Origin of the sequence: Citrobacter sp. RHBSTW-00986 (genome assembly GCF_013783065.1) — a bacterium.
GTDB classification, from domain to species: Bacteria; Pseudomonadota; Gammaproteobacteria; order Enterobacterales; family Enterobacteriaceae; genus Citrobacter; species Citrobacter braakii.
Map to the genome: position 1 here is coordinate 2099454 of NZ_CP056200.1, position 21470 is coordinate 2120923.

Annotated in this window: 26 protein-coding genes and 1 pseudogene; 18 read left to right on the forward strand and 9 right to left on the reverse strand. The window is 51.3% G+C overall.

The window, feature by feature from the left end; genetic code table 11:
* Window position 1: 1 nt before the first annotated feature.
* From HV345_RS10335 to HV345_RS26405, 10 genes are all read left to right on the forward strand, one after another.
* A complete protein-coding gene (locus HV345_RS10335; RefSeq protein ID WP_023332594.1) occupies window positions 2-340 on the forward strand; it encodes a phage tail protein in 339 nt (112 codons plus the stop codon).
* Window positions 337-1095: a phage minor tail protein L gene (locus HV345_RS10340; protein ID WP_180263075.1), complete on the forward strand. Its 759-nt coding sequence runs from the start codon at window positions 337-339 to the stop codon at window positions 1093-1095. Before HV345_RS10335 ends, HV345_RS10340 begins: the two co-directional genes overlap by 4 nt.
* Window position 1096: 1 nt before the next feature.
* Complete coding sequence (locus HV345_RS10345; protein WP_181636592.1) at window positions 1097-1807, forward strand: C40 family peptidase; 711 nt, start codon at window positions 1097-1099, stop codon at window positions 1805-1807.
* Between the two features lie 32 nt (window positions 1808-1839).
* Window positions 1840-2361 carry a hypothetical protein gene (locus tag HV345_RS10350; protein WP_181636593.1) on the forward strand — a complete coding sequence of 174 codons (522 nt, stop codon included), beginning with the start codon at window positions 1840-1842 and terminating at the stop codon, window positions 2359-2361.
* A 37-nt stretch (window positions 2362-2398) separates the two neighbouring features.
* A complete protein-coding gene (locus tag HV345_RS10355; protein WP_181636594.1) occupies window positions 2399-2989 on the forward strand; it encodes a tail assembly protein in 591 nt (196 codons plus the stop codon).
* A 54-nt stretch (window positions 2990-3043) separates the two neighbouring features.
* The gene (locus HV345_RS10360; protein ID WP_181636595.1) at window positions 3044-6229 is read left to right on the forward strand and encodes a host specificity protein J; all 3186 of its coding nucleotides are present in this window, start codon (window positions 3044-3046) and stop codon (window positions 6227-6229) included.
* Window positions 6229-6543 (forward strand): hypothetical protein, encoded by a 315-nt coding sequence (locus HV345_RS10365; protein ID WP_044700331.1) that lies wholly within the window; start codon window positions 6229-6231, stop codon window positions 6541-6543. The genes HV345_RS10360 and HV345_RS10365 overlap by 1 nt, the downstream gene beginning before the upstream one ends.
* Window positions 6544-7218: a hypothetical protein gene (locus HV345_RS10370; protein ID WP_101700816.1), complete on the forward strand. Its 675-nt coding sequence runs from the start codon at window positions 6544-6546 to the stop codon at window positions 7216-7218. It abuts the gene before it with no gap.
* Between the two features lie 108 nt (window positions 7219-7326).
* Complete coding sequence (locus HV345_RS10375) at window positions 7327-7566, forward strand: cor protein (RefSeq protein WP_101700817.1); 240 nt, start codon at window positions 7327-7329, stop codon at window positions 7564-7566.
* 59 nt (window positions 7567-7625) lie between these two features.
* Window positions 7626-8855 carry a tail fiber domain-containing protein gene (locus HV345_RS26405; RefSeq protein ID WP_181636596.1) on the forward strand — a complete coding sequence of 410 codons (1230 nt, stop codon included), beginning with the start codon at window positions 7626-7628 and terminating at the stop codon, window positions 8853-8855.
* 84 nt (window positions 8856-8939) lie between these two features.
* On the opposite strand, the gene HV345_RS10385 is transcribed toward HV345_RS26405, so the two are convergent.
* Window positions 8940-9182, reverse strand: coding sequence for a DinI family protein (locus tag HV345_RS10385; RefSeq protein ID WP_181636597.1), 243 nt, complete (start codon window positions 9180-9182; stop codon window positions 8940-8942).
* A 78-nt stretch (window positions 9183-9260) separates the two neighbouring features.
* On the opposite strand from HV345_RS10385, the gene HV345_RS10390 reads away from it, so the two are divergent.
* A complete protein-coding gene (locus HV345_RS10390; protein WP_181636598.1) occupies window positions 9261-9593 on the forward strand; it encodes a hypothetical protein in 333 nt (110 codons plus the stop codon).
* A gap of 191 nt (window positions 9594-9784) precedes the next feature.
* Window positions 9785-10195: a hemerythrin domain-containing protein gene (locus tag HV345_RS10395; protein ID WP_071701222.1), complete on the forward strand. Its 411-nt coding sequence runs from the start codon at window positions 9785-9787 to the stop codon at window positions 10193-10195.
* 85 nt (window positions 10196-10280) lie between these two features.
* Here the strand turns inward: HV345_RS10395 and HV345_RS10400 are convergent, their stop codons facing one another.
* From HV345_RS10400 to HV345_RS10405, 3 genes and pseudogenes are all read right to left on the reverse strand, one after another.
* Window positions 10281-10520 carry a DinI family protein gene (locus HV345_RS10400; RefSeq protein ID WP_000497460.1) on the reverse strand — a complete coding sequence of 80 codons (240 nt, stop codon included), beginning with the start codon at window positions 10518-10520 and terminating at the stop codon, window positions 10281-10283.
* 261 nt (window positions 10521-10781) lie between these two features.
* Window positions 10782-10877: pseudogene (locus tag HV345_RS26410) on the reverse strand (hypothetical protein); the annotation flags it as partial.
* Window positions 10874-11440, reverse strand: a complete 567-nt coding sequence (locus HV345_RS10405; protein WP_016156803.1) for a hydrolase — start codon at window positions 11438-11440, stop codon at window positions 10874-10876. The pseudogene HV345_RS26410 and the gene HV345_RS10405, both read right to left, overlap by 4 nt.
* A gap of 264 nt (window positions 11441-11704) precedes the next feature.
* Here HV345_RS10405 and aspS point away from each other — a divergent pair, with 264 nt between their 5' ends.
* The 6 genes from aspS (at window position 11705) to ruvB (ending at window position 16961) form a co-directional block, all read left to right on the forward strand.
* The gene (aspS, locus tag HV345_RS10410) at window positions 11705-13477 is read left to right on the forward strand and encodes an aspartate--tRNA ligase (RefSeq protein WP_016153415.1); all 1773 of its coding nucleotides are present in this window, start codon (window positions 11705-11707) and stop codon (window positions 13475-13477) included.
* A gap of 1 nt (window position 13478) precedes the next feature.
* A complete protein-coding gene (gene nudB, locus HV345_RS10415; RefSeq protein ID WP_016153414.1) occupies window positions 13479-13922 on the forward strand; it encodes a dihydroneopterin triphosphate diphosphatase in 444 nt (147 codons plus the stop codon).
* 28 nt (window positions 13923-13950) lie between these two features.
* Window positions 13951-14694 (forward strand): YebC/PmpR family DNA-binding transcriptional regulator, encoded by a 744-nt coding sequence (locus tag HV345_RS10420; RefSeq protein ID WP_016153413.1) that lies wholly within the window; start codon window positions 13951-13953, stop codon window positions 14692-14694.
* A 34-nt stretch (window positions 14695-14728) separates the two neighbouring features.
* Window positions 14729-15250, forward strand: coding sequence for a crossover junction endodeoxyribonuclease RuvC (gene ruvC, locus HV345_RS10425; RefSeq protein WP_003034867.1), 522 nt, complete (start codon window positions 14729-14731; stop codon window positions 15248-15250).
* Between the two features lie 80 nt (window positions 15251-15330).
* Window positions 15331-15942, forward strand: a complete 612-nt coding sequence (gene ruvA, locus HV345_RS10430; RefSeq protein WP_016153412.1) for a Holliday junction branch migration protein RuvA — start codon at window positions 15331-15333, stop codon at window positions 15940-15942.
* 8 nt (window positions 15943-15950) lie between these two features.
* The gene (ruvB, locus tag HV345_RS10435; RefSeq protein ID WP_016153411.1) at window positions 15951-16961 is read left to right on the forward strand and encodes a Holliday junction branch migration DNA helicase RuvB; all 1011 of its coding nucleotides are present in this window, start codon (window positions 15951-15953) and stop codon (window positions 16959-16961) included.
* Between the two features lie 74 nt (window positions 16962-17035).
* Here the strand turns inward: ruvB and purB are convergent, their stop codons facing one another.
* The 5 genes from purB to rluE are packed head-to-tail and all read right to left on the reverse strand — an operon-like array spanning window position 17036 to window position 21344.
* The gene (gene purB / locus HV345_RS10440) at window positions 17036-18406 is read right to left on the reverse strand and encodes an adenylosuccinate lyase (RefSeq protein WP_016153410.1); all 1371 of its coding nucleotides are present in this window, start codon (window positions 18404-18406) and stop codon (window positions 17036-17038) included.
* Window positions 18407-18409: 3 nt separating this feature from the next.
* Complete coding sequence (hflD, locus tag HV345_RS10445; protein ID WP_016153409.1) at window positions 18410-19051, reverse strand: high frequency lysogenization protein HflD; 642 nt, start codon at window positions 19049-19051, stop codon at window positions 18410-18412.
* 34 nt (window positions 19052-19085) lie between these two features.
* Window positions 19086-20192, reverse strand: a complete 1107-nt coding sequence (mnmA, locus tag HV345_RS10450; RefSeq protein ID WP_181636599.1) for a tRNA 2-thiouridine(34) synthase MnmA — start codon at window positions 20190-20192, stop codon at window positions 19086-19088.
* Window positions 20193-20245: 53 nt separating this feature from the next.
* Window positions 20246-20707, reverse strand: coding sequence for an NUDIX hydrolase (locus tag HV345_RS10455; RefSeq protein WP_016153407.1), 462 nt, complete (start codon window positions 20705-20707; stop codon window positions 20246-20248).
* Between the two features lie 13 nt (window positions 20708-20720).
* Window positions 20721-21344, reverse strand: a complete 624-nt coding sequence (gene rluE / locus HV345_RS10460; protein ID WP_181636600.1) for a 23S rRNA pseudouridine(2457) synthase RluE — start codon at window positions 21342-21344, stop codon at window positions 20721-20723.
* Window positions 21345-21470: the final 126 nt, after the last annotated feature.

A 21470-nucleotide genomic window follows, 5' to 3' on the forward strand; every position in this document is an offset into this window, starting at 1 on the left:
TATGGCCATTGAAACTTTCACCTGGTGCCCACGGATTAACGCGGAGGCTGATACAAATTTCCGCGTCAGAAAAGCCCAGTTTGGCGATGGATATGAGCAGGTTTCAGGGGATGGATTGAACACCAGAACCCAGCAATGGACGCTCAACTTCACTGGCAACGAAACCTACATTTCTGCCATTAAATCTTTTCTCGACAGGCATGAAGGAACGAAAGCCTTTCAATGGAAGCCACCGCTCGAACCTTTGGGTTTGTATCGTTGCGAAACGTATAAACCAACCGGGCTTGGCGCGGGGAAATTCAACCTTGAAGCAACATTCATCCAGGCATTTAAACCATGAGCTTAAACGCAGATTATCAGAAGCTGGAATCCGGAAACGATGTTCGTCTGATTGAGGTGGACGGTTCTTCCTTTGGGCTAACGGACGTTCTCCGCTTTCACAATTACAGCATTCCCCACACAGAAGCGGAAATCATCGCCGCTGGTGGGGATGAGTCCAAGCTTCCGGCGAAACCAATCTGGTGGCAGGGAAATGAATATGCCGCCTGGCCATATCAACTGGAAGGTCTGGAGAAATCAACCAGTGGGAGCAATGCAACGCCATCCCTGACGGTTGCGAACATCGAAAGCTCCATTTCAGCCCTGTGTCTTGCGTATGACGATCTGCTGCAGGCGAAAGTCACTATTCACGACACAAAAGAGAAATATCTCGATGCCAGAAATTTCGCAGACGGCAACCCCACAGCAGACCCGACTCAGGAAAAGCTGCAGGTCTGGTATATCGACGGGAAAACGGGCGAGATTGCCGGTGAAACCGTTGAATTTGTTCTGTCCAGCCCGATGGACCTGCAGGGGCAAATGATCCCGACGCGACAGCTTCATTCCCTGTGTACCTGGTGCATCCGGAATAAATATCGTACCGGCGACGGCTGCGACTATGCCGGCACCCGCTATTTCGACAAAAACAACAACCCGGTAAGCGATCCGTCGCTGGATGAATGCAACGGCACGCTGACGGCCTGCAAACTCCGATTCGGCGAAAATAACGAACTCTCGTTTGGTGGCTTCCCGGGCACGTCTTTGATCAGGAGTTGATATGCGTCAGAAAACCGTCGATGCGATTATGGCGCATGCTGCAGCTGAATATCCTCGCGAGTGTTGCGGCGTGGTGGCGCAGAAAAGCCGTGTTGAACGTTATTTCCCGTGCCGGAATCTTGCCGCGGCGCCGGAGGACAATTTTGTCCTTTGCCCGGAAGATTACGCAGCTGCTGAGGACTGGGGTACGGTGATCGCCATCGTTCACAGTCACCCTGACGCCACAACGCAACCGAGCGAACTGGATAAAGCGCAATGCGACGCAACGCTTTTACCCTGGCACATCGTGAGCTGGCCTGAGGGGGATTTGCGCACCATCCAGCCGCGTGGGGAACTGCCGCTGCTGGAGCGTCCGTTTGTGCTTGGCCACTTCGACTGCTGGGGTCTGGTAATGAGCTATTTCCGGCAAACGCATGGTATCGAGCTCCACGATTACCGGGTGGATTATCCCTGGTGGGAAAACGACTATCCGGATAACTTCTATCAGGATTGCTGGTATGAATGCGGATTCCGTGAATTCGACGGGCCACCGAAACCTGGCGACATGGTGATTATGCAGGTGCAGGCCGATAAGTGGAATCACGCGGGAATTCTGCTTGAGGGTAATATGCTGTTGCACCACCTATACGGACATCTGAGCCAGCGCGTGCCGTATGGTGGATACTGGCAAGAGAGGACGATGAAGGTTCTACGATATAAGGACCTGTGCTAACCTCTTGTCAATTTAAACAAGGGGATGATGTAATGAGGAATATTTTAATTTTAGCGTTTGTCACATTTTTGTTTGGCTGCACTGAAAGAGCGCGACCAGCAGATGAAATCGATCATGAAAGTGGACTAGTTAAAATATTCAGCACTAATAATTTAAATGCTGCGCAAGATAGGGCTGATATTCTTTGCAGTAAAAAATCATATTATGTGAAAGCACTTCATGAAAGTAATTTGATGCTTTTAAGAAACAACCCTTCCTACGTATATTTTTTTGATTACATACCTTTTCAGTGTGATCTGAAAGCCGCCGCTAACTGGGGAAACTCTGAAGCTAAAGCGCTCTATGACAAAAATCTTACTGATGCATATCGTAAGCTTGAAGAGTCTAAAAGAATTCAATACGAAGCGCATAAAGCTTATGCCAAAAAGCATGGGATTGATTCATATAGCATAGTTAACCCTGATGGCAGCATAGAGGCTCACACGATAGATTCCAGCGGTAATGCTTGTCATAGCACTGTTGGTATATATGGAGGGGAAACAGTCTGTGACTAATTTATGTTGCTTTAATTAGTAAATTTTCGAGGCTCATATGACAGAAAATATTACTCAAATTGAACTCGGAGGCATTCTGGGTAAAACATTTGGGAAAATGCACCACCGGCTTATTAGTAAGACCAGTGAGGCTACTCGCAGTTTAGCAGCAACACTGGACGGTTTTGAGAAGTTCATGATCTCCAGTCAGCGGAGGGGATTAACATATGCTGTTTTTAAGGGTAAGAAAAATATAGGTCTGGATGATTTAGGCTTTCCCGTTACAGGTGAAGTGATCAGAATTGTACCTGTAATCATTGGGGGGAAAAAAGCTGGTGTGCTGCAAACAATTTTAGGTGCTGTGTTGGTGGCCGCTGGTGCTGTGCTTAGCTTCACTCCATGGGCTGCAGCCTCACCGTTTTTATATAAATTCGGTGCCGCCATGATGCTCGGTGGTGTTGTCCAAATGTTGTCGCCTCAACCAGCAGGTTTAGCCAGCAAGCAAAGCGCAGATAACCGTGCATCCTACGCATTCGGTGGAGTTACAAACACCGCAGCGCAGGGATATCCTGTCCCTCTGGGATATGGTAAGCGTCGAATCGGCGGGGCAATTATTTCTGCCGGAATTTATGTCGAAGATCAGCAGTAGATAACTAACCTTTTTTTCTGGCCACCTTCGGGTGGCTTTTTTTATGGGCGCAATATGGCTACAGAAAAAGTGTTAAAGGGCCGCAAGGGCGGCAGCTCAAGTTCCCGAACCCCTACCGAACAGCCTGATGATCTGCAATCTGTAGCGAAGGCAAAAATCCTCGTTGCGCTTGGCGAAGGGGAGTTTGCAGGGCAGCTAACCGGCAAAGATATCTACCTGGACGGAACGGCACTGGAGAATGCTGACGGCTCCCAAAACTTCAGCGGCGTAACGTGGGAGTTTCGCGCGGGAACGCAGGCGCAAAAATATATTCAGGGTATTCCCGGTACCGAAAACGAAATCAGCGTAGGAACTGAGGTATCAAGCGCTACAGCCTGGACGCGCACGTTTACCAATACGCAGCTTTCAGCAGTTCGTCTGCGTCTGAAATGGCCCTCGCTTTTCAAACAGGAGGACGACGGCGATCTGGTGGGTTACTCGGTCAATTATGCAATTGACCTGCAGACGGACGGCGGCGCATGGCAGACGGTACTCAATACCAGCGTGACCGGCAAAACGACGTCTGGTTATGAGCGCAGCCATCGTATTGATTTACCGCAGGCTGGCAGCACCTGGACAATCCGCCTGCGTAAGATTACCTCTGACGCCAACAGCGCGAAGATCGGCGACACGATGACGTTGCAGAGCTTCACTGAGGTGATTGACGCCAAGTTACGATATCCAAATACAGCGCTACTCTACATCGAATTCGATTCCAGCCAGTTTAACGGTTCCATCCCACAGATATCATGCGAGCCAAAAATGCGCGTGATCCGCGTTCCAGATACCTACGACCCTGAAACCCGCACTTATAGCGGTACATGGACCGGTGCGTTTAAGTGGGCATGGACCGATAACCCTGCGTGGATATTTTACGATCTGGTTGTTTCTGACCGGTTTGGCCTTGGGCACCGTTTGACCACTGCGAATATTGATAAATGGACGCTTTATCAGGTCGCCCAGTATTGCGATCAGATGGTACCAGACGGCAAAGGGGGCAATGGAACAGAACCGCGTTATACATGCAACGTGTACATTCAGGACCGGAACGATGCTTACACTGTCCTGCGTGATTTTGCTGCTATCTTCCGTGGCATGACCTACTGGGGCGGGGATCAGATTGTGGCCCTGGCTGACATGCCGCGCGATGTTGATTACAGCTACACGCGCGCTAACGTTGTTGGCGGGCGCTTCACCTATTCGAGCAGCACCACGAAAAGCCGCTACACCACAGCGCTGGTTTCATGGTCAGATCCCGGTAACGCCTACGCAGACGCGATGGAGCCGGTATTTGAGCAGGCGCTGGTGGCGCGGTACGGCTTCAATCAGCTGGAAATGACAGCCATCGGCTGTACCCGGCAATCAGAAGCGAACCGAAAGGGGCGGTGGGGTATTCTCACCAACAATAAGGATCGCGTTGTTTCGTTTGATGTCGGGCTGGACGGAAACATTCCGCAGCCGGGCTATATCATCGCTGTCGCTGATGAAATGCTGTCCGGAAAGGTTATGGGTGGCCGCATCAGCGCTGTTAACGGTCGCGTTATCAAACTTGACCGCGTTGCTGATGCAGTTGCAGGCGATCGTCTGATTCTCAACCTTCCCTCCGGAGCATCACAGAGCAGGACCATTCAGGCTGTGAACGGGGAATCAGTCACAGTCACCACGGCATACAGTGAGACGCCACAGACCGAAGCTGTATGGGTGGTAGAATCAGACGAACTTTACGCGCAGCAGTATCGTGTTGTCAGCGTTTCCGATAATGATGATGGCACTTTCTCGATTACCGGGGCATGGCACGATCCGGATAAATATGCCCGTATCGATACCGGAGCCATCATTGACCAGCGGCCGGTTAGTGTTATCCCGCCGGGTAACCAGTCGCTGCCAGCTAACATCGTGATCAGTTCGTTTTCAATGGTTCAGCAAAATATCAGCGTCGAAACCATGCGGGTGAGCTGGGACCAGGCGCAGAATGCTATCGCCTATGAAGCTCAGTGGCGCCGCAACGACGGGAACTGGGTGAACGTTTCGCGCAGCTCCACTACGTCATTCGACGTTCCGGGTATTTATGCCGGGCGCTATCTCGTGCGTGTGCGCGCCATTAACGCCGCTGAAATTTCCTCTGGCTGGGGCTACTCCGAAGAGAAAACGCTGACGGGTAAGGTGGGAAATCCGCCGAAACCTGTCGGCTTTGCGACAACGCCGATCAACTGGGGGATTCGTCTGAACTGGGGATTTCCGGCTAACACCGGGGACACACTGAAAACGGAAATTCAGTACACCGCGAACAGTGATTTCTCTAATCCTCTTTTGTTGTCGGATGTGCCTTATCCGTCTACCGAATACACCCAACTGGGGCTGAAGGCGGGGCAGGAATTCTGGTACCGCGCGCAGCTGGTTGACAGAACGGGTAATGAATCAGGCTGGACCGACTGGGTTCGTGGTGAATCTAATGCGAATGCTGACGACTACCTGGGCGATATTGCCGATGATTTTCTGACGTCTGCCGATGGTGACCGCCTGACAAGCGACATTGATACCAATCTGGAAGCAGCGTTGCAGAATGCACTGGCCAACCATGGAACGGTGGAACACCAGTGGGCGCAGTACGGCGAGGTGCGCGCGGATATTCTGGTAATTAAAACGACGGTCGCCAGTGTGGATAAGGCGATGGCTGAAATGACCACCCAGGTACAGGCGCAGATTAAAGATGTGACAGCCTCTCTCGAGGACAAACTGACTGCTACTGTCGATGCTTCGGGTGCGACGGCTATTCATACCCTGAAAGCCGGAGTGCGCATCAACGGTATTTTTTACAGTGCCGGGATATCAATTGCGGTACTGGCCGAAGCGGGTAAGCCGGTGGTCACTCGCGTCGGATTTAACGCCAACCAGTTCGTCCTGATGAGTGGCAGCGGTGATACGCAGTATTCACCCTTTGCTGTTGTTAATGGTCAGGTGTTTATCAGCGATGCGTTTATTCAGTATAGTCAAATCACTCTGGCAAAAATTGGCGAACTGCGCTCCGCTAATTATGTTCAGGGACAAACAGGCACCATTATGAAATCAGACGGAACGTTTGAAATGAATGGGGCTGTTGCCGGGGAGGGGGCAACGAAAATGACCAATCTGAATTACAGCGTTAAAGATGGCAATGGCGTTCTCCGCGTGCAGATTGGCAAATTAACTGGGGTATTCTGATGACATGGGGAATTCAGACATGGGACGCTAACGGTGTCCCGAATAACTATGGCATTAAACCTGTAACCGTGGTGGGAATCATCGATCTTGCTTTAGGTCAGAAAACGGGAAGCTACCAGTTCAACCTCGAGCCCGGTTTAAAGGTCGGTTTTGCGGTTGGTACTCTGGAGGATAAAGGGACAATAAGTTACACAGATAAAAGAAATATTATTGCATCTGGAAACACCATAACAATACAGCCTTCAGGTAGTGATGGGATTAATGATTACCCGGCAGTCAAAGTGCAGTTAATCGTTTTTGCGGAGACTGCGTAGATGGCTAAATATGGCGCATTGATTTCATTACCTAACGGGAACCCTTTTATCACACCTGATTCCACACCAATGACGCTTTACCGAAAAGTCACTGTAAACTCAACTTTTGGGGGGAATTTTAACAGCGCTTCGGCGTCTGTTACTATCGACGGTCAGAAGGGAGGGATTGCCTTTGCAAGAACCAGCGCCCCGGCGAAGATATCAGCTTCAAAAAGTGGCAATACGTTCAGTGTTGATGCGTCTAATTACAGGGGATCGGCTTTTGTCCTTGAGGCCTATTTTTTTGCCATATATCCGCTTACCCTTCCGGCCTGGGGTGTGGCTATATGGGATGCCGAAGGGACACTGGTACTTACGAATGAGTCCAGGGTATTAAGCGACCTTACAACTATTGGTTCACCAGGTGCTGTAAGTGGTGGGCTTAACATTGATACATACATGGCAGGAAAATGGGCCGTAAATCCGATGGGGCTGGGATCTGTCATCCTCCAGGCGGGTTCTGCACCAGGTGGGCAGCCAATATTTCAGTCTGTTGATGTGGGGACGGGTTGCCATGACGACACTGGTGGTACAAGAATTAGGGGGCAAAGTTCAACCACAGCAAGTGGGGCCTCGATCGGATCAACGAATAGCGGAATTGTGATAACGGCGATAAATACAGCGGCATATGATTAAATTGATCGTTTAAAACGATCAATTTATAAGTATCGATCTGTTTAATCTATTTATAATATTTATCCACCTCGGTTATTTTAATGTAAATAACTTACACTGGTGGCGTAAATGAGAAATATAATTATTATGTTTATTATCAGTTTTGTGCTTTCAGCGTGTTCCGGACCATTGCTGGAAAAGCAGATTCCTGTTTGTCAGGCTCAGGCCTTGCTGGGTGGGCAGTCACAAACGGTGGATATTTATGGTGTACGTAAAGTCTCAAATCAGACTGAATACAGAGCCGGTTATCCATTTAACTGGCGATGGGTGAATAAGAATAATTTCACCAGTTCGAACTGTTCGAATTAAACCTACAAAAAATAACCCGCTCCGGCGGGTTTTTTATTATCTGAATTAAGGAGATATCCATGTCAGCAGGAACTTTAACCCTGACGAATAACTCTGCTGCGGTCGCTGGCAGCGGGACCGCGTTTACTACCGAGGTGGCGGCCGGAGATTTTATTGTAGTTACTGTCGGCGGTGTTCCCTATACGCTCCCGGTTAAGTCCGTGGAAAGTGGTACAGCGTTGACGCTCGTCAGTAATTATACCGGACCCACACAATCAGGCGCCGCCTGGTCATCCGTCCCCCGCGTGGCAATGAATATGGTCACTGCGGCACTGGTGGCTCAGAGTGCAGAAGCGCTGCGCGGGCTGAACTATGACAAACAGAACTGGCAGCAGGTATTCAGCGGAACCGGAACGATTACCGTCAGATTACCTGATGGTTCCACATTTACTGGCCCTGCATGGAACAGCTTTAACGACAGTTTGAGTAAAAAATTAGATAAAAGTAAAAATCTTGAAGACATTGAAGATGCTCAAGAAGCCAGAGCGAACCTTTCACTTAAAGGGGCTGCATTACTGGATGTTGGCACAACCAATGGTACTGTCGCAGCTGGAGATGACGCAAGGCTGATAACTGTTAACGGGAAAACGGGTGGGACGGTATCTGGTCAGGTGCGGGTTTCAGACGCATCAAGAGGTGCTGCGTACATATCAGACGGGACTAACACCTGGGAAGAAACGCAAGGAGTTTTTAGAAATATCATCGCGCAAGGGCAGCATTCTGACGCACAATGGGGCCTTGTTGATTATGTTACGGACAACAATGCAGGGAAGGCCTATGTGCGCCTGATTCCCTTTGCCAGCCCTGGCGAATTTTCTATTTTCCAGATTGACCACACAGGTGAAGCAACCGCCCGTATCTTCTCGCCTACTTGTGATGAACGCATTAAATATGGCATCAGGCGAATTGAAGACCCGTTAGCAGTAATGCTAAAAATTAAAGGGGTGACGTTCAGATATATCGATACCGATATTTTTGGAATAGGGTTTACAGCTCAGGATGTTGAGTCAGCATTTCCGGAGGCGGTAAGCCGCGGCGGTGATGTTACGCTGAAAAATGGAGATGTGGTCAAATGGGTTAAACGTCCGGATACTTACGGCGTCGCTGCTGCACTGCATCATGAGAGTATTCTGCAATTGATGGGGATATTAAAAGAGACCATTACCACAATTGCAGGTACGACTTCTGATACGTCAGCCAGAGAGGCTCTGGAAGTTCTCGCCAATAAAATACCTGCACAGATGAAATAAACTGGCAGGTCAGCGGTGTACAGGCCTGTCCAGGGTCTGTAGGTTATATGATCATGCCAGTAAAGTGGGTAGATGGGAGCCAACCTATTCGGCAACCAGCCACATATCAGCCTCTTCAAACATTTCCTGCACCGCTCGGCTTATCTGTTCCTTCTCATGCTTGCTGGCGTTAGTGTTGATCGCCGGCAGTGTCATCATCGGTTTAACCCGAACATCAGCATCAGGGAAAATCCGGTGAACCCTCCTGGTCAATTCGCCCAGAATGATATCTTTTGCACCGGGCAGACCATCAAAATTCCTTTTGTCATAAACGAGTTCCACGAACATTGCTTATTGCCTCTTTACTGGATAGATATACAGTATTTATACTGTGTTTTTATCCAGTATTCAAGAGAGGGCGTAAACATGGGCTTTCCTTCACCAGCTACCGACTATATAGAGCAGCGGGTTACGCCAGCCAGTGTCTGCATGACTCCCGACAGTCGCATCCTCGAGACGTCGGCGGGTTATGCGATCATCGTCCCGGTCACGCGCCCACAGCATGGTGATGCGCTGTTGATTCTGTCCGGAGGTCGGACGCAGTTTGCGAAGCTTAGGGGGAAAGCGTTAATCACGGATGACGGCGAAGCGATCGAAGGTGATGCAGCTGAAGAGGCTGAGGTTATGAGGCGGGTGACGCACTTTATCAACAGCACTGATGCTGCGATATCTCTTGAGGCGGCATTGGCGCAGTTTTGAGACATATGTACGATAGAAAAATTCCGAAGATTGGCAATAGATCTCTTTATATTTGCATTCAAATTTTGTTTATTATGTATTTACATAACGTAAATTTATAAAATTTAATAAAAACAACTCAGATTGCTTATTTTTAAAGATGCATTTAATATATATGTTATAAATTGCAAAGCTCATTAAGGGATTCCCCAGTGAATATTGATAAAATGAAGATCCAGCATGCCGAGATTATCCATAAAATTAGCCGCCTCAGGGAGCTTAGCCGGGCGGGTGTGACGGCTCATGCGCAAGAAATCGCTCAAACCGTTATCAGTATGAGTTCTGTGATTAAAGTACACCTTTCTGCCGAAGATCAGTTTTTATATCCTTATCTGGAAAAGGTGAACGATCAAAAGCTAAAAACAATGGGCGTAAATTTTCAGCGCGAGATGGCTGATATTGTTGCCGAGTATGAAAAGTTTTCCCGTCGCTGGAATACGGCAAATAAGCTTATCAATTGTGACGAGGCATTTCGCCGCGACGCGAATGTAGTGTTGCGCAAGGTGCATGAACGAATGCAGCGCGAGGATAATAATTTTTATCCGCTGGTAGAGCAGCTTTAAAAAAGGGCGGCAATGGTTCATCCAATACGGGAATTTGGTTTCCCGTATCCAGAAAGGTATGAAAAGGACTTGGTAAAAGCTGGCACTACTCCGAAACTAACCACATATCGGATTCTTCAAACATTTCCTCCAGCATGCGGTTCAGCTTCTCCCGATCGCTTTTGCTGGCATCGCTGTTTAAGCCGTTCGCCTGCATCGGCTTAACCTTCACTTCTGCATCCGGAAAGATCCGGTGCACTCGCTTTGTTAACTCATTCAGAATTATTTCTCTGGCACCTGTTAATCCTTCAACATTCCGTTTGTCGTACACCAACTCAACGAACATACCGCCTCCAAAGCAACAATGATTTTGCACGCAATTTATACTGTTTATTTATACAGCGTCAACGGTTGGGCACGTAGCTTTTTAAGGAAGGTTTTTGGGGCATGTATGGGGCATAAATGCCAGTTTTGGGGCATGGTTGGGACATTTTAACTCATATGAACTTAACCGAATTTCATATGGAGGCGTCTTATAATGCACTGATTAACCTAAAGAAAACACATGCTCTTGGGCGTTCTTTAGTGATTTTAAAAATTACCGCGTCACGCAGTTAAAGTGGCGGGCATACTCTTCAAGGCTGGTGATCCCCAGACGCACCCATTTGGGATGCGCCCACTGGGGTAAACCGATATAAATCATAGCGCTTGCAGGATCTCGTCCACGCTGCGTACGCGTGCGATACGCGGGAAAATATGCGTCATGCTGCCCTGATGTTGCTCAGCGCTGGCGGCACTACAGGCGTTTTCTGCAACGATCAGATTAAAACCCAGCTCCCACGCATTTCGCGCCGTTGACTCCACGCCAATATTTGTGGAGATGCCGCACAGGACGATGGTCTCGATGCCCCGACGACGCAGTTGTAATTCCAGATCGGTGCCGTAGAAAGCTCCCCACTGGCGTTTGGTCACTTCGAGGTCGCTGGCGCATTTACCCAGAGCGCTCGGGTAATTCCACCAGTTTTCGGGTAACGCTTTGGCCGGAGCGTGAGCATCAACTGGCTGTTTCAGCGCTTCGGCATAATCGTCAGACCAGCCGACGCGCACCATTACCACCGGGGAACCGTGGGCACGGAATTTTTCCGCCAACTGCGCTGCGCGGGCAACCACGTCGTTTGCCGAGTATGGGCCGCCAGCGAAAGGCAGGATACCTTCCTGTAGATCAATAACAACAAGAGCGGTTGTTTTTGCGTTCAGTTCCAGCATGATCACTCCAGTAAAAAAAGAATTCCGTTACACCTTAATCGCGAATCAGTGTGAAAGGGACGACAATTTTTGTTATTTTTTGTGAGATTACGCAATGCCCGTCCAGGAAACAGGCGTACAGTCAGTACCGGACTTATCGTGCGGCAGAATTTCCAGTATAATAGCCGCCTTTTTTCATTCAGTTGTGACATTCAGCTAAAGCTGCGACTTCGTCACCTGCGAGACAGGTGACAATCCGCCTGCGGCAAAGTTAAGGGATATCTCATGCGTACAGAATATTGCGGACAGCTACGTCTGTCCCACGAGGGGCAGCAGGTGACTCTGTGTGGTTGGGTCAACCGTCGTCGTGATCTTGGTAGCCTGATCTTTATCGATATGCGCGACCGCGAAGGTATCGTGCAGGTATTTTTCGATCCGGACCGTGCGGATGCGTTAAAGCTGGCCTCCGAACTGCGTAATGAGTTCTGTATCCAGGTTACGGGCACCGTGCGTGCGCGTGACGCGAAAAACGTCAACGCCGATATGGCGACTGGCGAAATTGAAGTGCTGGCCTCCGATCTGACCATCATCAACCGTTCAGACTCGCTGCCGCTGGACTCTAACCACGTAAACACCGAAGAAGCGCGACTGAAGTATCGCTACCTGGATCTGCGTCGCCCTGAAATGGCGCAGCGCCTGAAAACGCGTGCAAAAATTACCAGCCTGGTGCGTCGTTTTATGGACGATCACGGCTTCCTCGACATCGAAACTCCGATGCTGACCAAAGCTACGCCAGAAGGCGCGCGCGATTACCTGGTTCCTTCTCGTGTTCATAAAGGTAAGTTCTACGCGCTGCCGCAGTCTCCTCAGCTGTTTAAACAGCTGCTGATGATGTCCGGTTTTGACCGCTACTATCAGATCGTAAAATGCTTCCGTGATGAAGACTTACGTGCTGACCGTCAGCCTGAATTTACTCAGATCGACGTTGAGACTTCCTTCATGACCGCGCCGCAGGTGCGTGAAGTGATGGAAGCGCTGGTGCGTAACCTGTGGCTAGAAGTTAAAGGTGTGGATCTGGGTGATTTCCCGATCATGACCTTTGCCGAAGCCGAGCGTCGTTACGGTTCTGATAAACCAGACCTGCGTAACCCGATGGAACTGGTTGACGTTGCCGATCTGGTGAAAGGCGTTGAGTTTGCTGTGTTCTCTGGTCCGGCGAACGACGCGAAAGGCCGTGTGGCTGCCCTGCGTGTACCGGGCGGTGCGAGCTTAAGCCGTAAGCAGATCGACGATTACGGTAACTTTATTAAGATTTACGGCGCGAAAGGTCTGGCTTACATCAAAGTCACCGAGCGTGCGAAAGGCCTGGAAGGCATCACCAGCCCGGTTGCTAAGTTCCTGAATGCAGAAATCGTAGACGCGATTCTGGAGCGTACTGGTGCGCAAGACGGCGACATGATTTTCTTCGGTGCCGACAACAAGAAAGTGGTTGCCGACGCGATGGGCGCGCTGCGTCTGAAACTGGGCAAAGACCTGAACATTACCGACGAAGCCAAATGGGCGCCGCTGTGGGTTATCGACTTCCCGATGTTTGAAGACGATGGTGAAGGCGGTCTGACCGCGATGCACCACCCGTTCACCGCGCCAAAAGACATGACTGCCGCTGAGCTGAAAGCTGCGCCGGAAGACGCTGTTGCCAACGCTTACGATATGGTCATCAACGGCTATGAAGTGGGCGGTGGTTCCGTGCGTATTCACAACGGTGATATGCAGCAGACTGTATTCGGCATTCTGGGCATTAACGAGCAAGAACAGCGCGAGAAGTTCGGCTTCCTGCTGGATGCGCTAAAATACGGTACACCGCCGCATGCGGGTCTGGCGTTTGGTCTGGATCGTTTGACGATGCTGCTGACCGGTACTGACAACATTCGTGACGTTATTGCCTTCCCGAAAACCACGGCTGCAGCGTGTCTGATGACTGAAGCGCCAAGCTTTGCCAATGAAGCCGCGCTGGCGGAACTGAGCATTCAGGTTGTTAAGAAGGCCGAGAATAACTGATATGAGATACAAACAGCCTGTCTCGGTGTTAGTCGTGATTTATGCAAAGGACACCGGGAGAGTGCTGATGTTACAGCGACGCGACGATCCTGATTTCTGGCAGTCGGTCACCGGCAGCCTTGAAGAGGGTGAAACCGCGTCGCAAGCCGCGATGCGCGAAGTAAAGGAAGAGGTCGCCATTGATGTTGCGACTGAGCAACTGACCTTAATTGACTGTCAGCGCACGGTGGAATTTGAGATTTTTAGCCATTTACGTCATCGCTATGCGCCGGGAATTGAGCGTAATACTGAATCCTGGTTTTGCCTGGCACTTCCCTCTGAACGAGAGATCGTGTTCACCGAACATCTGACCTACCGTTGGGTTAATGCGCACGAAGCCGCGCAGTTAACCAAGTCGTGGAGTAACCGGCAGGCGATTGAAGAGTTTGTAATTAACGTCGCCTGAAAAGGCGCGCTTTTTGGAGAGATTATTTATGGCAGGTCATAGTAAATGGGCCAACACCAGACATCGTAAAGCAGCGCAGGATGCTAAACGCGGTAAAATTTTCACCAAAATCATTCGTGAGCTGGTGACGGCAGCCAAACTGGGCGGCGGCGATCCGGATGCTAACCCACGTCTGCGCGCCGCGGTTGATAAAGCGCTGGCAAATAACATGACCCGTGACACCCTGAACCGTGCAATCGCGCGTGGTGTTGGTGGCGACGATGATGCGAACATGGAAACCATCATCTATGAAGGTTACGGCCCTGGCGGAACAGCCGTTATGATTGAGTGTCTGTCTGACAACCGTAACCGTACCGTTGCGGAAGTGCGTCACGCATTCACTAAAACGGGCGGCAACCTCGGTACCGACGGTTCCGTAGCTTACCTGTTCAGCAAAAAAGGCGTGATCTCTTTTGAACAAGGCGACGAAGACGCCATTATGGAAGCGGCACTGGAAGCGGGCGCTGAAGACGTTGTGACCTTCGACGACGGCGCGATTGACGTTTACACCGCGTGGGAAGAGATGGGCAAAGTGCGTGATGCGCTGGAAGCGGCTGGTCTGAAAGCGGACGCGGCTGAAGTGTCTATGATCCCCTCCACCAAAGCGGATATGGATGCAGAAACGGCGCCGAAGCTGATGCGTCTGATCGATATGCTGGAAGACTGCGACGACGTGCAGGAAGTTTACCACAACGGCGAAATCTCCGATGAGGTTGCTGCAACGCTCGAATGATATGGTTAAGCCATAAACTAACAGGAGATGCGTGATGTCTATCATTCTCGGCATTGATCCGGGGTCGCGCATCACCGGTTATGGCGTAATTCGTCAGGTCGGCAGACAGCTGACCTACCTCGGTAGCGGCTGCATTCGCACCAAAGTCGACGATCTTCCATCACGTCTGAAGTTGATTTATGCGGGCGTGACGGAAATCATCACCCAGTTCCAGCCCGACTATTTTGCCATTGAGCAGGTCTTTATGGCGAAGAATGCCGACTCGGCGCTAAAGCTGGGGCAGGCGCGCGGCGTGGCGATCGTTGCGGCTACCAATCAGGATCTTCCGGTCTTTGAATACGCGGCCCGCCAGGTAAAACAGACCGTGGTGGGTATCGGCAGCGCGGAAAAAAGCCAGGTTCAGCATATGGTACGCACGCTGCTGAAACTCCCGGCAAATCCGCAGGCGGATGCCGCGGATGCGCTGGCGATTGCTATTACCCATTGCCACGTCAGCCAGAACGCCATGCAAATGAGCGAGTCGCGGCTGAATCTGGCGCGAGGTCGGTTACGTTAGTGACAAATGAGGCTGGATATCTATCCAGCCTTTTTTTATGATAGCGCATTACCTTTTAGCCCTTAACGCAGGAGCGTCACGTGATAGGCAGACTCAGAGGCATCATTCTTGAAAAACAACCCCCGCTGGTCCTTCTGGAAACCGGTGGAGTAGGCTATGAAGTCCATATGCCGATGACCTGTTTCTACGAGTTGCCGGAAGCCGGGCAGGAAGCGATTATCTTCACCCATTTTGTGGTGCGTGAAGACGCTCAACTGCTATATGGTTTTAACAACAAACAAGAACGCACGCTGTTTAAAGAGTTAATCAAAACCAATGGCGTCGGGCCGAAGCTGGCGCTGGCGATCCTCTCTGGTATGTCTGCACAGCAGTTCGTTAATGCCGTTGAGCGCGAAGAGCTTGGCGCGCTGGTGAAATTACCGGGCATCGGTAAGAAAACCGCAGAGCGTTTGATTGTGGAAATGAAAGACCGCTTTAAAGGCCTGCATGGCGATCTCTTCACGCCGGCGGCGGATCTGGTCCTGACCTCTCCAGCCAGTCCTGCAACGGATGACGCCGAGCAGGAAGCGGTTGCTGCGCTGGTGGCGTTAGGCTATAAACCACAGGAAGCCAGCCGCATGGTGAGCAAAATTGCTCGCCCTGATGCCAGCAGTGAAACCCTGATTCGTGAAGCGCTTCGCGCGGCATTGTGAGGTAAAGGATGATTGAAGCAGATCGCCTGATTTCGGCTGTCAGCACGACCCCTGAAGATCTGGTGGATCGCGCGATCCGCCCCAAATTGCTGGAAGAGTATATTGGCCAGCCTCAGGTGCGTTCGCAAATGGAGATTTTTATCCAGGCGGCGAAGCTGCGCGGTGAAGCCCTCGATCACCTGCTGATTTTCGGTCCTCCAGGTCTCGGTAAAACCACGCTTGCCAATATTGTTGCCAATGAAATGGGCGTTAATCTGCGCACCACTTCCGGTCCGGTACTGGAAAAAGCGGGCGATCTGGCGGCAATGCTCACCAACCTTGAACCGCACGATGTGCTGTTTATCGATGAAATCCATCGCCTGTCACCGGTGGTGGAAGAGGTGCTGTATCCGGCGATGGAAGATTATCAGCTGGATATCATGATTGGCGAAGGACCAGCCGCACGTTCGATTAAGATCGATCTGCCGCCGTTTACCCTGATCGGGGCGACGACGCGCGCCGGTTCGTTAACGTCTCCGCTGCGCGACCGCTTCGGTATTGTACAGCGCCTGGAATTCTATCAGGTGGCAGACCTGCAGCACATTGTTGGACGCAGCGCCCGCTTTATGGGACTGGAAATGAGCGATGAAGGCGCATTGGAAGTGGCACGCCGCGCCCGTGGTACGCCGCGTATCGCCAACCGTTTATTACGCCGGGTACGCGACTTCTCCGAAGTGAAGCATGACGGCACAATTTCAGCAGATATCGCCGCTCAGGCACTGGATATGCTCAATGTGGATGCGGAAGGATTCGATTATATGGACCGTAAGCTGCTGCTGGCGGTTATCGATAAGTTCTTCGGTGGACCGGTAGGACTGGATAACCTGGCGGCGGCGATTGGGGAAGAGCGTGAAACCATTGAGGACGTGCTGGAGCCGTATCTGATTCAGCAAGGTTTTCTGCAGCGAACTCCGCGCGGACGTATGGCAACGGTACGGGCGTGGAACCACTTTGGCATTACACCGCCGGAAATGCCATAAGACTCAATAATCCCTGATGGCGCTACGCCTGGCAGACCTACGATATGATGCAGGTCTGACAGGCGTAAAACAGATTACTTCAGTTCATCAACCATGGTGACGGCGCGACCAATGTAATTGGCCGGCGTCATTGCTTTCAGGCGTGTTTTCTCGTCTTCAGGCAGCGCCAGACCGTCGATAAACTGCTTCATACCTTCGGCGTCAACGCGTTTGCCGCGGGTCAGCTCCTTCAGCTTCTCGTATGGTTTTTCAATGCCATAGCGACGCATCACGGTCTGGATCGGCTCTGCCAGCACTTCCCAGTTATGATCCAGTTCATCCAGCAAATGATCGCGGTTCACTTCCAGTTTGCTCACACCTTTCAGCGTGGACTGATAAGCGATCAGTGCATAGCCAATCCCCACGCCCAGGTTACGCAGAACGGTAGAGTCCGTCAGATCGCGCTGCCAGCGGGAGACCGGCAGTTTGCTCGCCAGATGCTGCAGAACCGCGTTAGACAGGCCCAGGTTACCCTCGGAGTTCTCGAAATCGATTGGGTTCACCTTGTGCGGCATGGTGGAGGAACCAATTTCACCCGCGATGGTTTTCTGTTTGAAATGGTTCAGCGCCACGTAACCCCAGACATCGCGGTCGAAGTCGATCAGGATAGTGTTGAAACGGGCGATGCAATCAAACAGCTCGGCAATATAGTCGTGCGGCTCAATCTGCGTGGTGTACGGGTTCCACTGGATGCCCAGCGAGGTGACAAATTCTTCGCTGAACTGATGCCAGTCCACTTCCGGATAAGCGGCGATGTGGGCGTTATAGTTACCGACTGCACCGTTGATTTTGCCGAGAATTTCGACCTGATTGAGCTGGCGGTACTGACGCTCCATACGGTAAGCCACGTTAGCCATTTCTTTGCCCAGCGTAGACGGGGTGGCTGGCTGACCGTGGGTACGGGAGAGCAGAGGAATATCGCGATACTGTACGGAAAGATCTTTCACCGCGTCGATAAGCTTGCGCCAGTACGGCAGAACCACTTCGTCACGGGCGGTTTTCAGCATCAGCGCGTGAGACAGGTTGTTGATGTCTTCTGAGGTACACGCGAAGTGGATGAACTCGGAAACAGCGTGCAGTTCCGGGATATCCGCCACTTTCTCTTTCAGGAAATACTCAACTGCCTTCACGTCATGGTTGGTCGTACGCTCAATGGTTTTAATACGCGCAGCATCTTCTTCATTGAAGTTAGCGACAATCGCATCAAGGAAACCGATTGCGTCGGCAGCAAAAGCAGGAACTTCCTTGATCGCTGCGTGCGCGGCCAGTTTTTGCAGCCAGCGTACTTCAACTTGTACACGGAATTTCAGCAAACCGTATTCGCTGAAAATCCCGCGCAGCGCGCTGACTTTATCGCCGTAGCGTCCATCGACAGGGGAAACGGCGGTCAGTGAGGATAATTCCATAGATCACAACTCCGGGGTTAAATGAGCAAGAATTTGTTTAGCCTGAGTCGTCAGGCGATTACGAGAAAACATGAGTTGCAGACGGCCTCCACCAACCTGATGCCAGAGCACGGCAGCGCGAATGCCAGCCAGCAGGGAAGCGCGTACTTTAGCCTGAACCTGTGGGCTCTGAAGGATGGCCGGGGAGCCCGTAACCTGAATACGTGGGCCGAGTGGGCTGATGACGTCAACATAAATGCCTGCCATCGCACTCATCAACGTTTCTGACTGCAAATCAAAATGGTCCAGTTGGCGCTGCAAGCCGTTGATGCGGTCTCCCAGCGTGTCCATAGCGCCTTTAGCGGCTGACAGCTTACGCTCCAGCACCATCAGGCTTAACGTGTAGCGGGTGAGTTCCGCGTTCAGCCCCTGACGACTGCTGGCGTTGAGCACGCCGAGCATCGTTTCCAGACCTAAACGCAGGTTGGCCTCGCTACCGCCAAACACGCCCAGCGTAGAGCTGGGATTCATGTCGATGACACTGTTCAGTGAAACGTGCAATGCATCGGCATCACAATGCCCCTGGTGCGCCAGTTCCTGCACCAGGCGTGCCGACTGACAAATGCCTGCCAGAGCGAGGGTGATGTCATAATAATTCTTTGCCACGTTCACTGCTTCCTTGTATTAGATGTGTAAGTAATTATACCGGCAGAGGCAATCGTTGTTCGATAATGCCGCCGCCGAGGCACACTTCGCCATTGTAAAAGACAGCCGACTGACCCGGCGTTACCGCCGCGACTGGCTCGTCGAAAATGACTTCAATACGTTCAGCATCCAGCGCCTTAACGGTGCACGGAATGTCGGTCTGACGATAGCGGGTTTTCACCGTGCAGCGCATTGTGCCGGTGAACGGTTCGCGATCGACCCAGTGCAGCTGTTGCGCCACTAGGCCAACGGACATCAGACGCGGGTGTTCATGACCCTGAGCAACAACCAGAATGTTGTTCTCGACATCTTTATCCACCACGTACCACGGATCTTCCGTGCCTTCTTTCGTCCCGCCAATGCCCAGACCTTTACGCTGACCCAGCGTGTGGTACATCAGCCCCTGATGCTGGCCAATCTCTTCGCCATCAACGGTGATGATTTTGCCAGGCTGAGCCGGCAGGTAACGACCGAGAAACTCGCGGAACTTACGTTCGCCGATGAAGCAGATACCGGTTGAGTCTTTTTTCTTGGCCGTAATCAGACCGAGTTCTTCGGCAATTTTACGCACCTGCGGTTTTTCCAGTTCGCCGACCGGGAACAGGCTTTGCGCGATTTGTTCATGACCGAGCGTGTAGAGGAAATAGCTCTGGTCTTTATTGCCATCGAGTCCACGTAGCAGGCGGCTTTTGCCGTCGACGTCGGCGCGGCGCACGTAGTGACCTGTGGCGATATAATCGGCACCTAAATCTTCGGCGGCAAACTCGAGAAAGGCTTTAAACTTGATTTCTTTATTGCACAGAATATCGGGGTTTGGCGTACGGCCCGCTTTGTACTCTTCAAGGAACAGTTCAAAGACGTTGTCCCAGTATTCTGCAGCAAAGTTGACGGTATGCAGTTCAATGCCGAGTTTGTCACAGACAGCCTGCGCATCTGCAAGATCGGCGGCCGCTGTGCAATATTCCTCGCCATCGTCCTCTTCCCAGTTCTTCATGAACAGGCCTTCGACCTGATAACCCTGTTGTTGCAACAGCCAGGCAGAAACGGAGGAATCGACACCGCCGGACATGCCGACGATCACTTTTTTTGGGCTTTCAGACATAGGAATACTCACGACATTGAACTTCAAGGCGGCATATTCTAGCACGCAGCCCCTTACTTGACACCCTCTGTAAACGGCCAGTTAAATTCGCCGATCATCGCCAGCGGGTAGCGCTGTCCGCTCTGATAGCAACGAATACTCTCCGCAACCAACGGTGAACGCAGATTTGGCGCTGAGAGAACCTCTTCTGCGCTGACCCAGCGACAGCAATCTATATCGCTGTCATGAGGTTCAGTAGCGCACATATTGGCAAGCTCGATAGAAAACAGAAAACGTAAAAAGGGCGTTTTGTCCGGCGCAATCCATTGATGCATCCGGATGAAGTGCTGCGGCTGCGCTTTGATGCCCGTCTCTTCCCACAGTTCGCGAGCGGCGGCTTGCACCAGGGTTTCATCCGCTTCCAGATGTCCTGCAGGTTGATTCCACAGGGCTTTGCCATTGATTGTTTCCTCAACGACTAAGAACTTATCTTCTGCATGCACAATGCAGGCGACCGTGACGTGCGGTTTGAACATACCTGTTCCTTATTCAGTTAGTTGCATCCCGCCATTGACCGTTGGCGAGATTTTCCAGCGTGTAATCTCCCATGGCATAGCGGATGAGGCGCAGCGTCGGGAATCCAACATGCGCTGTCATACGACGAACCTGGCGGTTACGGCCTTCATATAAAGTAACTTTCAGCCAACTGGTGGGGATATTTTTCCGTTCCCGAATAGGCGGATTTCTCGGCCACAGCCAGGTGGGTTCCTCTACTATTTCAATACCTGCGGGTAGCGTGGGACCATCATTGAGCGTCACCCCGGTACGCAGCGCATCCAGCGCTTCTGCTGTCGGCTCGCCTTCGACCTGGACGTAATAGATTTTCCCCGTACACTTGCCGGGTTGGGTTAACCGCGCCTGCAGCGCGCCGTCATTGGTCAGCACCAAAAGTCCTTCGCTGTCCCGGTCGAGTCGGCCCGCAGCATAGATTCCCGGCACGGGAATAAAATCTTTTAACGTGCTTCTGCCCGCCTCGTCAGTAAATTGTGGCAAAACATCGTAGGGTTTATTGAACAAAACCACGCGTTTTGGCTGGTTTTCTTTACGCTGTTTGGTGACTTGTCGTGAGCTGAATCGCTCAACCCGGTGATTTCTAAAAGAAGTTTTTTGCATGGTATTTTCAGATTATATCAATTGCCGCATTATAGCCTAAGAACGAGTGTCTTTCATGGCGACGAACATTAGGGTAGTATTGACATGCTCATTACAAAACATTAACAAAAAATTGCTCTAACGCAT

Excerpts from the sequence above, each read along its gene's own strand:
- HV345_RS10335 (WP_023332594.1), top strand. The coding sequence starts at position 2 with ATGGCCATTGAAACTTTCACCTGGTGCCCACGGATTAACGCGGAGGCT.
- HV345_RS10340 (WP_180263075.1), top strand. The coding sequence starts at position 337 with ATGAGCTTAAACGCAGATTATCAGAAGCTGGAATCCGGAAACGATGTT.
- HV345_RS10345 (WP_181636592.1), top strand. The coding sequence starts at position 1,097 with ATGCGTCAGAAAACCGTCGATGCGATTATGGCGCATGCTGCAGCTGAA.
- HV345_RS10350 (WP_181636593.1), top strand. The coding sequence starts at position 1,840 with ATGAGGAATATTTTAATTTTAGCGTTTGTCACATTTTTGTTTGGCTGC.
- HV345_RS10355 (WP_181636594.1), top strand. The coding sequence starts at position 2,399 with ATGACAGAAAATATTACTCAAATTGAACTCGGAGGCATTCTGGGTAAA.
- HV345_RS10360 (WP_181636595.1), top strand. The coding sequence starts at position 3,044 with ATGGCTACAGAAAAAGTGTTAAAGGGCCGCAAGGGCGGCAGCTCAAGT.
- HV345_RS10365 (WP_044700331.1), top strand. The coding sequence starts at position 6,229 with ATGACATGGGGAATTCAGACATGGGACGCTAACGGTGTCCCGAATAAC.
- HV345_RS10370 (WP_101700816.1), top strand. The coding sequence starts at position 6,544 with ATGGCTAAATATGGCGCATTGATTTCATTACCTAACGGGAACCCTTTT.
- HV345_RS10375 (WP_101700817.1), top strand. The coding sequence starts at position 7,327 with ATGAGAAATATAATTATTATGTTTATTATCAGTTTTGTGCTTTCAGCG.
- HV345_RS26405 (WP_181636596.1), top strand. The coding sequence starts at position 7,626 with ATGTCAGCAGGAACTTTAACCCTGACGAATAACTCTGCTGCGGTCGCT.
- HV345_RS10385 (WP_181636597.1), bottom strand. The coding sequence starts at position 9,182 with ATGTTCGTGGAACTCGTTTATGACAAAAGGAATTTTGATGGTCTGCCC.
- HV345_RS10390 (WP_181636598.1), top strand. The coding sequence starts at position 9,261 with ATGGGCTTTCCTTCACCAGCTACCGACTATATAGAGCAGCGGGTTACG.
- HV345_RS10400 (WP_000497460.1), bottom strand. The coding sequence starts at position 10,520 with ATGTTCGTTGAGTTGGTGTACGACAAACGGAATGTTGAAGGATTAACA.
- HV345_RS10405 (WP_016156803.1), bottom strand. The coding sequence starts at position 11,440 with ATGCTGGAACTGAACGCAAAAACAACCGCTCTTGTTGTTATTGATCTA.
- aspS (WP_016153415.1), top strand. The coding sequence starts at position 11,705 with ATGCGTACAGAATATTGCGGACAGCTACGTCTGTCCCACGAGGGGCAG.
- nudB (WP_016153414.1), top strand. The coding sequence starts at position 13,479 with ATGAGATACAAACAGCCTGTCTCGGTGTTAGTCGTGATTTATGCAAAG.
- HV345_RS10420 (WP_016153413.1), top strand. The coding sequence starts at position 13,951 with ATGGCAGGTCATAGTAAATGGGCCAACACCAGACATCGTAAAGCAGCG.
- ruvC (WP_003034867.1), top strand. The coding sequence starts at position 14,729 with ATGTCTATCATTCTCGGCATTGATCCGGGGTCGCGCATCACCGGTTAT.
- ruvB (WP_016153411.1), top strand. The coding sequence starts at position 15,951 with ATGATTGAAGCAGATCGCCTGATTTCGGCTGTCAGCACGACCCCTGAA.
- purB (WP_016153410.1), bottom strand. The coding sequence starts at position 18,406 with ATGGAATTATCCTCACTGACCGCCGTTTCCCCTGTCGATGGACGCTAC.
- mnmA (WP_181636599.1), bottom strand. The coding sequence starts at position 20,192 with ATGTCTGAAAGCCCAAAAAAAGTGATCGTCGGCATGTCCGGCGGTGTC.
- HV345_RS10455 (WP_016153407.1), bottom strand. The coding sequence starts at position 20,707 with ATGTTCAAACCGCACGTCACGGTCGCCTGCATTGTGCATGCAGAAGAT.
- rluE (WP_181636600.1), bottom strand. The coding sequence starts at position 21,344 with ATGCAAAAAACTTCTTTTAGAAATCACCGGGTTGAGCGATTCAGCTCA.